This window comes from Parvibaculum sp. (assembly GCF_049672805.1).
In the GTDB taxonomy this organism is placed as follows: Bacteria; Pseudomonadota; Alphaproteobacteria; order Parvibaculales; family Parvibaculaceae; genus Parvibaculum.
Window position 1 is genome coordinate 1 of record NZ_JBATWS010000067.1, and the last position, 6,794, is coordinate 6,794.

Genomic DNA, 6,794 nt, shown 5'->3' on the forward strand with positions numbered 1-6,794 from the left:
GTCATTGAGCGCGGTCGGCTCGGGGAAGTGGCTCACGATCTTGGAGAAGAGGGGACGGAGACCGTTTTCCTTTGCGTCCGGCGCGGAGAGGTCTTCGGTCGCCCAGCCTTCCTTGCCGGAGGCGAAGATGGTCGGGAAGTCGAGCTGCTCATCCGTCGCGCCGAGTGAGGCGAAAAGGTCGAAGACTTCGATATGTACTTCGTCCACCCGGGCGTCGGGCCGGTCCACCTTGTTGATGAGCACGATGGGGCGCAGGCCAAGGGCAAGTGCTTTGGAGGTCACGAATTTCGTCTGGGGAAGCGGGCCTTCGGCCGCGTCCACCAGCAGCACCACGCCATCCACCATGGAGAGGATGCGTTCCACCTCGCCGCCGAAATCGGCGTGGCCGGGCGTATCAATGATGTTGATGCGGATGGGTGTTCCGTTCTCTTCCCATTCAACGCTGGTGCATTTGGCCAGAATGGTGATGCCGCGCTCTCTTTCGAGATCGCCTGAATCCATCACGCGCTCAGCGACATGCTGGTTTTCACGAAAGGTGCCGGACTGGCGCAGAAGCTGGTCGACCAGCGTCGTCTTCCCATGGTCAACATGGGCGATGATCGCAATATTCCGAATAGACATGGGTTCCGCCGGGGCAAATATGCCGCTCAACCGCGCACTAGCAGGAACACGGCGGCGACCGGGAAATTGGCCCGCCTTATAACCGCTCAGGGCCGCGCCCACAAGAATTCCTTCGCAGTCGCGGTATAAAAAGGAGCGGGCGGGCAAGGTTAACGGGGCTGGCCCTGCGCAAAAGGGCACCGGCCAGCCCCGACCCCGGTCTTTATTTCTGCATGGCCTCGAGCGAGATGGTGATGCTCACCTCATCGCCAATCGCCGGGAGATAGGTCTCGATACCGAAATCCGAGCGCTTGAGGCTGCCCGTTGCCTCGAAGCCGATGGCCTTCACGCCTTTCTGCATGGGGTATTCACCCATCCTGGTGAAGGTCGCTTCCAGTGTGACGGGCTTCGTCACGCCATGCAGGGTGAGGTCGCCGGTGATCTTGCCGGTCTTCTCGCCCGTGCGCTCGATGGCGGTGGATATGAAGCTCATCTCCGGGAACTCCTCGACATTGAGGAAGTCCTTGCCGCGCACATGCTTGTCGCGTTCCTCATGGCCCGTATAGAGGCTGGCGGGCACGATCCGGACCTCGACCGAGCTTGCCTCGGGATTTTCCTCATTGAAGGTGATGGAGCCGCTTACATCGGTGAACCGGCCATAAGTGGTCGAGAAGCCAAGATGGCTGATCGCAAATCCGAGATAGGTGTGCGAGGTGTCGATCTCATAGGTCGCCACACTGGCGGGTGTTTCGGCGATGACCGGGGTGGCGAAAAGGGCAAGGGCGAGGGTGGCCGTTGCGAGGATGCGAGCTTTCATGACGGACCTCCGATAGCGCTGTTGGGGGGAGCTAGAGAATAGAGGTGCGATAGCGTGGGGCAAGGCTTTGCGTGCCCGGCGATTGCCCATGCCGAAATGGGGCTGGCGAAAGTGCGGATTTTCGCTCTTAATCCGCATCGATTGAAGGAGCGCCGGAGGAGGTGCGTTCATGGCTGCCGCACCGGCGTCCCGTTTTCAGATCATTCCGCTCGTCGGTATTCTCTGTCTTGTCTATACGGTGAGCCAGTTTCTGCGCTCGTCCACGGGTGTCATCGCACCCAATCTTGCGGTGGATCTGGGCCTTGAGCCAGAAGGGCTCGGCATATTGTCCGGCGCCTTCTTCCTCTCCTTCGCGCTCGCACAGATCCCCGTCGGCATCCTGCTTGATCGCTATGGCGCTCGGATCACCATGCTCTGTGCCATCGGCATTGCCATTCTCGGCTGCTTCGTGTTTGCGATGGCGCGGGGCGAGGCGGGGCTGACGCTTGCGCGCATTCTCATGGGGCTTGGCTGTTCGGCGATGCTGATGGGTCCGCTGATGATCTATCGCTGGTGGTTCGCGCCGGAGAAGTTCGCGATGCTCTCCGGTCTGCAAATCTCCATCGGCACACTGGGCGCGCTGATGGCGACGGCACCGCTTGCCTATGCAACTGAGATGTTCGGCTGGCGGGAAAGCTTTGTCGGTGCAGGCGTGATCACGCTCGGTCTTGCGATTGCGATGGCCTTCATCGCGCGGGACACGCCCCCCGGCACGGTAATGTCCGAGCGTCCGCGCGAGACATTGCGTCAGAGCTTTGGCGGCATATTCGAAGCGATGCGCTGGCCCGGCGTCCTTCAGCTTTTCATCATGATCTCGACCGGCTATGCGAGCTTCGCTGCGATACAGACGCTCTGGGCATCGCCCTATCTCGCGGATGTGCACGGGCTTGATCTTTCCGCGCGCGGTCATGTGCTGCTTGGTATTACGGGCGGGCAGGTGATCGGCCTTCTTCTCTGGGGCTATGCGGAACAGCTTTTCGGCAGCATCAAGAAGCCTATCCTTATTGGCGCTGCCCTTTCGGCTTCCATGCTGGCGCTGCTCGCCACGCTTGATGAGCCCCCGCTCGTGCTGGTGACGTGCATATTCATTCTGTTCGGTCTCAACGCAGGTTATACGCCGCTGCTGCTCGCCCATGGCCGCCTTCTCTTCCCCGACAGGCTGGCAGGGCGCGGCATAACGCTGCTCAATTTCGGCAATATGGCGGGCGTCTTTGTATTGCAGGTGATGACAGGCGCGCTGATCGGCACAATGCAGCGGGCGGGTGTAGAAGTAGATGTCAGCTACAGGCTGACATTTGCGGCGCTGGCACTCGGCCTTGTCGCGGCGCTTGCCTGCTATGCGACCATAAGCGATATGAGCTCGCGCAATGTGAAGACGGGGTAAGTGCCTTAGGCGGCTTCGGCCTCTTCAAGCGCGAGATTGCTGATGAACTGTTTTGCGCAGGCGTCCCAGGCGAAGGTGAGTGCATAGGCGCGTGCGTCTTCGCGATTGAGATCAAGCGCCTTGAGACAGGCTGTGTGGAGATCGTCATCCAACGCGCCCGCTTTTGTGCCATCCGGTGTGAAGGCAAGAACATCGCCTGGTCCCTGCACGGGATAAGCCGCAATGGGCGTGCCTGACGCCATTGCCTCGATCAGCACGAGACCGAATGTGTCTGTCTTGCTCGGAAAGACGAACACATCTGCCGCCGCATAGGCGCGGGCAAGCTCTTCGCCGAAGAGCGGGCCGGCAAAGAAGGTGTCCGGATACCGCTTTGTCAGATGGTCAAGACGCGGGCCATCGCCTACTACCATTTTAGTGCCGGGGAGATCGAGTTCGAGAAAGGCTTCGATGTTCTTCTCAACCGCGACACGGCCCACATTGAGCCAGACAGGACGGGCAAGCCCATGCGGATGTGCTTTCTGAACATCCGGGCGCGGGCGATAAAGCTCCGTATCGACCCCGCGCGACCAGATCACCGGATCACCAAAGCCGCGTTCCTTCAGTTCTGCCTGAAGCGAGGGCGTTGCGACCATCAATGCGCTCGCCTTTGCATGAAAGCGGCGGAGAAAAGCGTATCCCCATGACAAGGGGATGCCGGTGCGTGCATGCAGATATTCAGCAAAGCGTGTGTGGAACGAAGTCGAGAAGGGAATGTTGTTGCGGATGCAGAAGCGCCGCGTGGCAAGCCCTAGCGGGCCTTCTGTCGCAATATGAATGGCATTTGGATTTGCCTTGTGGATCATCTGCGCGATCCTGCGGCCCGGCAGGATGGCGAGGCGGATTTCGCGATAGGTGGGTAACGGTACGGTGCGAAAGAGATCAGGTGTGATGAAGGTCACGTCGTGTCCTGCTTCCCGCAGATTGCCGATCAATTGCTGAAGGGTTCGTACAACGCCGTTCACTTGCGGTGGCGCTGCATCTGACACGATGACGATGCGGAGCGGCTCGGAGAAGCGGCCCACCTCTTTTGGCAGCGGCCTGCGGCGCAAACGACCAAGCAGGCGCGCAATACGGCGCTTGCGCGGCCCGGGCAAAGCGGGTGACGGATGGGCCTCCGGTGTGGCTTGCGGCATCTGGAGGCGCTGGCTCATGCGGCAGTCGGCACCAATGTAGCGCCTTCATCTTCAATCGGTTCCCGCTCGCCGCCGCCAAGGCCGATTTCCCATGAGAAGTTCTGCCAGGTGAGGAGCGAAAGCGCACCATTTTCATCTTCCGAAAGGGCGGTGCAGCTTTCCACCCAGTCACCATCATTGCAGTAGAGAACGTCGTCAAAATCGCGGATTTCGGCATGGTGGATGTGACCGCAGATCACACCATCCACACCGCGTTCTCGCGCTGCTCGGGCAACGGCCTGCTCATAGCTCGAAATATATTCGACCGCGTTCTTCACTCTGTTCTTGAGATAAGAAGAGAGTGACCAATAGGGCAGATCAAAGAGGCGGCGGATTTCGTGCAGCCAATTATTAAGTGCGAGCGCGATGCCATAAGCGCGGTCGCCGAGATGGGCGAGCCATTTCGCGTATTTCACCACGCTGTCAAACTGGTCACCATGCAGCACGAGGAAGCGGCGACCATCGGCCGTTTCATGAACGGTTTCATTGACCACATCAATGCCGCCAAAGTTGAAGCCCGTATAATCGCGCAACGCTTCATCGTGATTGCCGGGAACATAGATCACCGTCGCGCCCTTGCGTGCCTTGCGGAAGAGTTCCTGCACCACGGCATTATGGGCGGCGTTCCAATACCATGACCGCTTGATGCGCCAGCCATCCACAATGTCGCCGACCAGATAGATGGTTTCCGCATCATTGTGGCGGAGGAAATCAAGCAGCAATTCCGCTTTGCATCCTGGTGTGCCGAGATGGATGTCGGAGAGGAAAAGCGTGCGGTGCTGTGTGCGGTTTTTCGGCCTTGGGCCGAGCAATCTTTCGTCGAGCCCGCCGCGCCGTGCTTTTGCGCGGGCCGCTTCCTTGCGGGCTTTCTTCGCAGCCTTGTTTCTGTCAGGCGCGGGAAGCGCTGTTATGGGCTGCGGTCTCGTCAATATCGATGTATCGAACAGAGCCATTTCCTTGTCGTTCTTCTCCAGACGCCGGATTGCGTCATCCTGTTGCAATTCGCCTGCTGTCTTTTGTTGTGCGCGCACCATGCGCGTGCAGCATCAAATCTGCATGACAGTTTGATTATGGTTTTGTGACAGTGAGGCGTGACGAGAGGGGCGGGCCGATATTGACCGGCCACCTGTTTTCGCGGCTAATCGCCGGGTGTTTTCACCAGATGCCGGACCCCTGCCTTGGCGTTACGCCGCTTCATCCACATCATTTTCAACCCGGTTGCGGGCAGGCGAAAACGGCATCTGCTTGATGATGTCGTCGGCAGGCTCCGCGCGGCGGGTGCGGAGGTAACGATCGACCTGACAGAAGGTCCGGCTCATGCAACTGCGCTTGCGCGCGCGGCAGCACAGCGCGGTCAGGCGGATGTGATCGTTGCGGCGGGTGGTGATGGCACGGTTAGTGAGGTCGCGCGCGGGCTGCTCGGGCAGGACATACCGCTCGGCATAGTGCCGCTTGGCACGGCGAATGTTCTCGCAATCGAAATCGGCTTGCGGCCAAAGGCCGAAGAGGTGGCAGCCATGCTGCTGGAAGGTCCGGCGGAGATCATCGGCACGGGCCTTGTGCAGGGTGACCTTTTTCTGCTGATGGTCGGGATCGGTTTTGATGGCGAGGTCGTGCATCGCATCAATCCGCGCATGAAGAAGCTATGGGGCAAGGGCGCCTTCATTCTCTCCGGCCTGAAGGTCTGGCTGCGTGGTCCGGCGCATGACATTCGCCTGTCGGTTGATGGCCAGGAGAAGCGTGCTGCATGGGCTGTCGTCACCAATGCGCGGCATTATGCAGGGCCATTCGTGCTTGCCCCCGAAGCGGCGATCACGCAGCCGGGGCTTACTCTTTTTCTCTTTCAGAAGAAGTCGCGGCTCGCCTTCGCGATTTATCTTGCCGCATTGGGGCTTGGCCTTGTTTCGCGCCTAAGCTCGGTTGAGGTTCTGTCTGCCCGTGTGATTGATGTTCAGGGGCCGGAAGGACTTGCCGTTGAAGTTGACGGGGACAGGCGGGGCCATCTGCCGCAACGGATCGAGCAGGGGACGCAATTTCTCAGAATGGTGATGCCGAAATAGGCGTTTGCCTATCGCTGGCCAAAGCGCGGGCGGGTTATGCCGTTTTGCGAAGGTAGGTCGGCGGGAGAGGTCCAGCGGCCATAGTAATCCACAAGAGACATGGAAACGCCGTTCGCGCCCATGATGCGCGCATGGTTGCGCGTCAGACGACGAGGCTCTGACACGCCGCAGGAATGAGCAATCATGCAGACTTCCTGCGTGATGCGCTGCGCATAGCGGTGAACGCGGTGCGCCTTGTCGGTCACATCAAGGCCGCGTTGCAGACGCCTGTCATGTGTGGTGATGCCGGTCGGGCATGTGTTCCGGTTGCATTGCAATGCCTGAATGCAGCCAAGCGCGAACATATATCCGCGTGCAGAGGATACGAAATCCGCGCCGACGCAGAGCGCCCAGGCAACTTCGGCAGGCGTGATGAGCTTGCCGCTTGCATTCACGCGGATGCGGGGTTTGAGGTTGTGGCGCTCCAGCGCATCGCAAAGAATGGGCAGGCTTTCCCAGATGGGCATGCCGACATAATCGATAAGGGGCATGGGTGCGGCACCCGTGCCGCCATCTGCGCTATCGAGTGTGATGAAATCCGGCGCGTGTTCGCTTCCGCGCGCCTTTATCTCTTCACAGAGTTCATCCAGCCATTCGGTTGTTCCCAGCACCAGCTTGAAGCCGGCGGGCTTGCCCGTCACTTC

At 59.8% G+C, this 6,794-nt stretch carries 7 protein-coding genes; 2 read left to right on the forward strand and 5 right to left on the reverse strand.

The window, feature by feature from the left end; translation table 11 throughout:
- Positions 1–621, reverse strand: a 621-nt coding sequence (locus WBF74_RS02105; protein ID WP_424434447.1) for a GTP-binding protein, incomplete at its 3' end; no start/stop codon positions are given.
- Between the two features lie 202 nt (positions 622–823).
- Positions 824–1,417, reverse strand: coding sequence for a YceI family protein (locus WBF74_RS02110; RefSeq protein WP_424434450.1), 594 nt, complete (start codon positions 1,415–1,417; stop codon positions 824–826).
- A gap of 169 nt (positions 1,418–1,586) precedes the next feature.
- Between WBF74_RS02110 and WBF74_RS02115 the strand changes: the two genes are divergently transcribed.
- Positions 1,587–2,840, forward strand: coding sequence for an MFS transporter (locus tag WBF74_RS02115; protein WP_424434453.1), 1,254 nt, complete (start codon positions 1,587–1,589; stop codon positions 2,838–2,840).
- Positions 2,841–2,845: 5 nt separating this feature from the next.
- Here WBF74_RS02115 and WBF74_RS02120 read toward each other — a convergent pair whose 3' ends face one another.
- Together WBF74_RS02120 and WBF74_RS02125 are read right to left on the reverse strand one after the other, a co-directional pair.
- Positions 2,846–4,030, reverse strand: a complete 1,185-nt coding sequence (locus WBF74_RS02120; RefSeq protein WP_424434457.1) for a glycosyltransferase family 4 protein — start codon at positions 4,028–4,030, stop codon at positions 2,846–2,848.
- Positions 4,027–5,004: a UDP-2,3-diacylglucosamine diphosphatase gene (locus WBF74_RS02125; RefSeq protein ID WP_424434466.1), complete on the reverse strand. Its 978-nt coding sequence runs from the start codon at positions 5,002–5,004 to the stop codon at positions 4,027–4,029. The genes WBF74_RS02120 and WBF74_RS02125 overlap by 4 nt, the downstream gene beginning before the upstream one ends.
- A 225-nt stretch (positions 5,005–5,229) precedes the next feature.
- Here WBF74_RS02125 and WBF74_RS02130 point away from each other — a divergent pair, with 225 nt between their 5' ends.
- Positions 5,230–6,111 carry a diacylglycerol/lipid kinase family protein gene (locus tag WBF74_RS02130; RefSeq protein ID WP_424434460.1) on the forward strand — a complete coding sequence of 294 codons (882 nt, stop codon included), beginning with the start codon at positions 5,230–5,232 and terminating at the stop codon, positions 6,109–6,111.
- Positions 6,112–6,119: 8 nt separating this feature from the next.
- Here WBF74_RS02130 and WBF74_RS02135 read toward each other — a convergent pair.
- The coding region (locus WBF74_RS02135) for a glutamate synthase-related protein (protein ID WP_424434463.1) at positions 6,120–6,794 on the reverse strand (675 nt) is incomplete at its 5' end.

What these genes read in the sequence shown, in the direction of transcription:
- WBF74_RS02110 (WP_424434450.1), bottom strand. Translation starts at nt 1,417, where the DNA reads ATGAAAGCTCGCATCCTCGCAACGGCCACCCTCGCCCTTGCCCTTTTC.
- WBF74_RS02115 (WP_424434453.1), top strand. Translation starts at nt 1,587, where the DNA reads ATGGCTGCCGCACCGGCGTCCCGTTTTCAGATCATTCCGCTCGTCGGT.
- WBF74_RS02120 (WP_424434457.1), bottom strand. Translation starts at nt 4,030, where the DNA reads ATGAGCCAGCGCCTCCAGATGCCGCAAGCCACACCGGAGGCCCATCCG.
- WBF74_RS02125 (WP_424434466.1), bottom strand. Translation starts at nt 5,004, where the DNA reads ATGGCTCTGTTCGATACATCGATATTGACGAGACCGCAGCCCATAACA.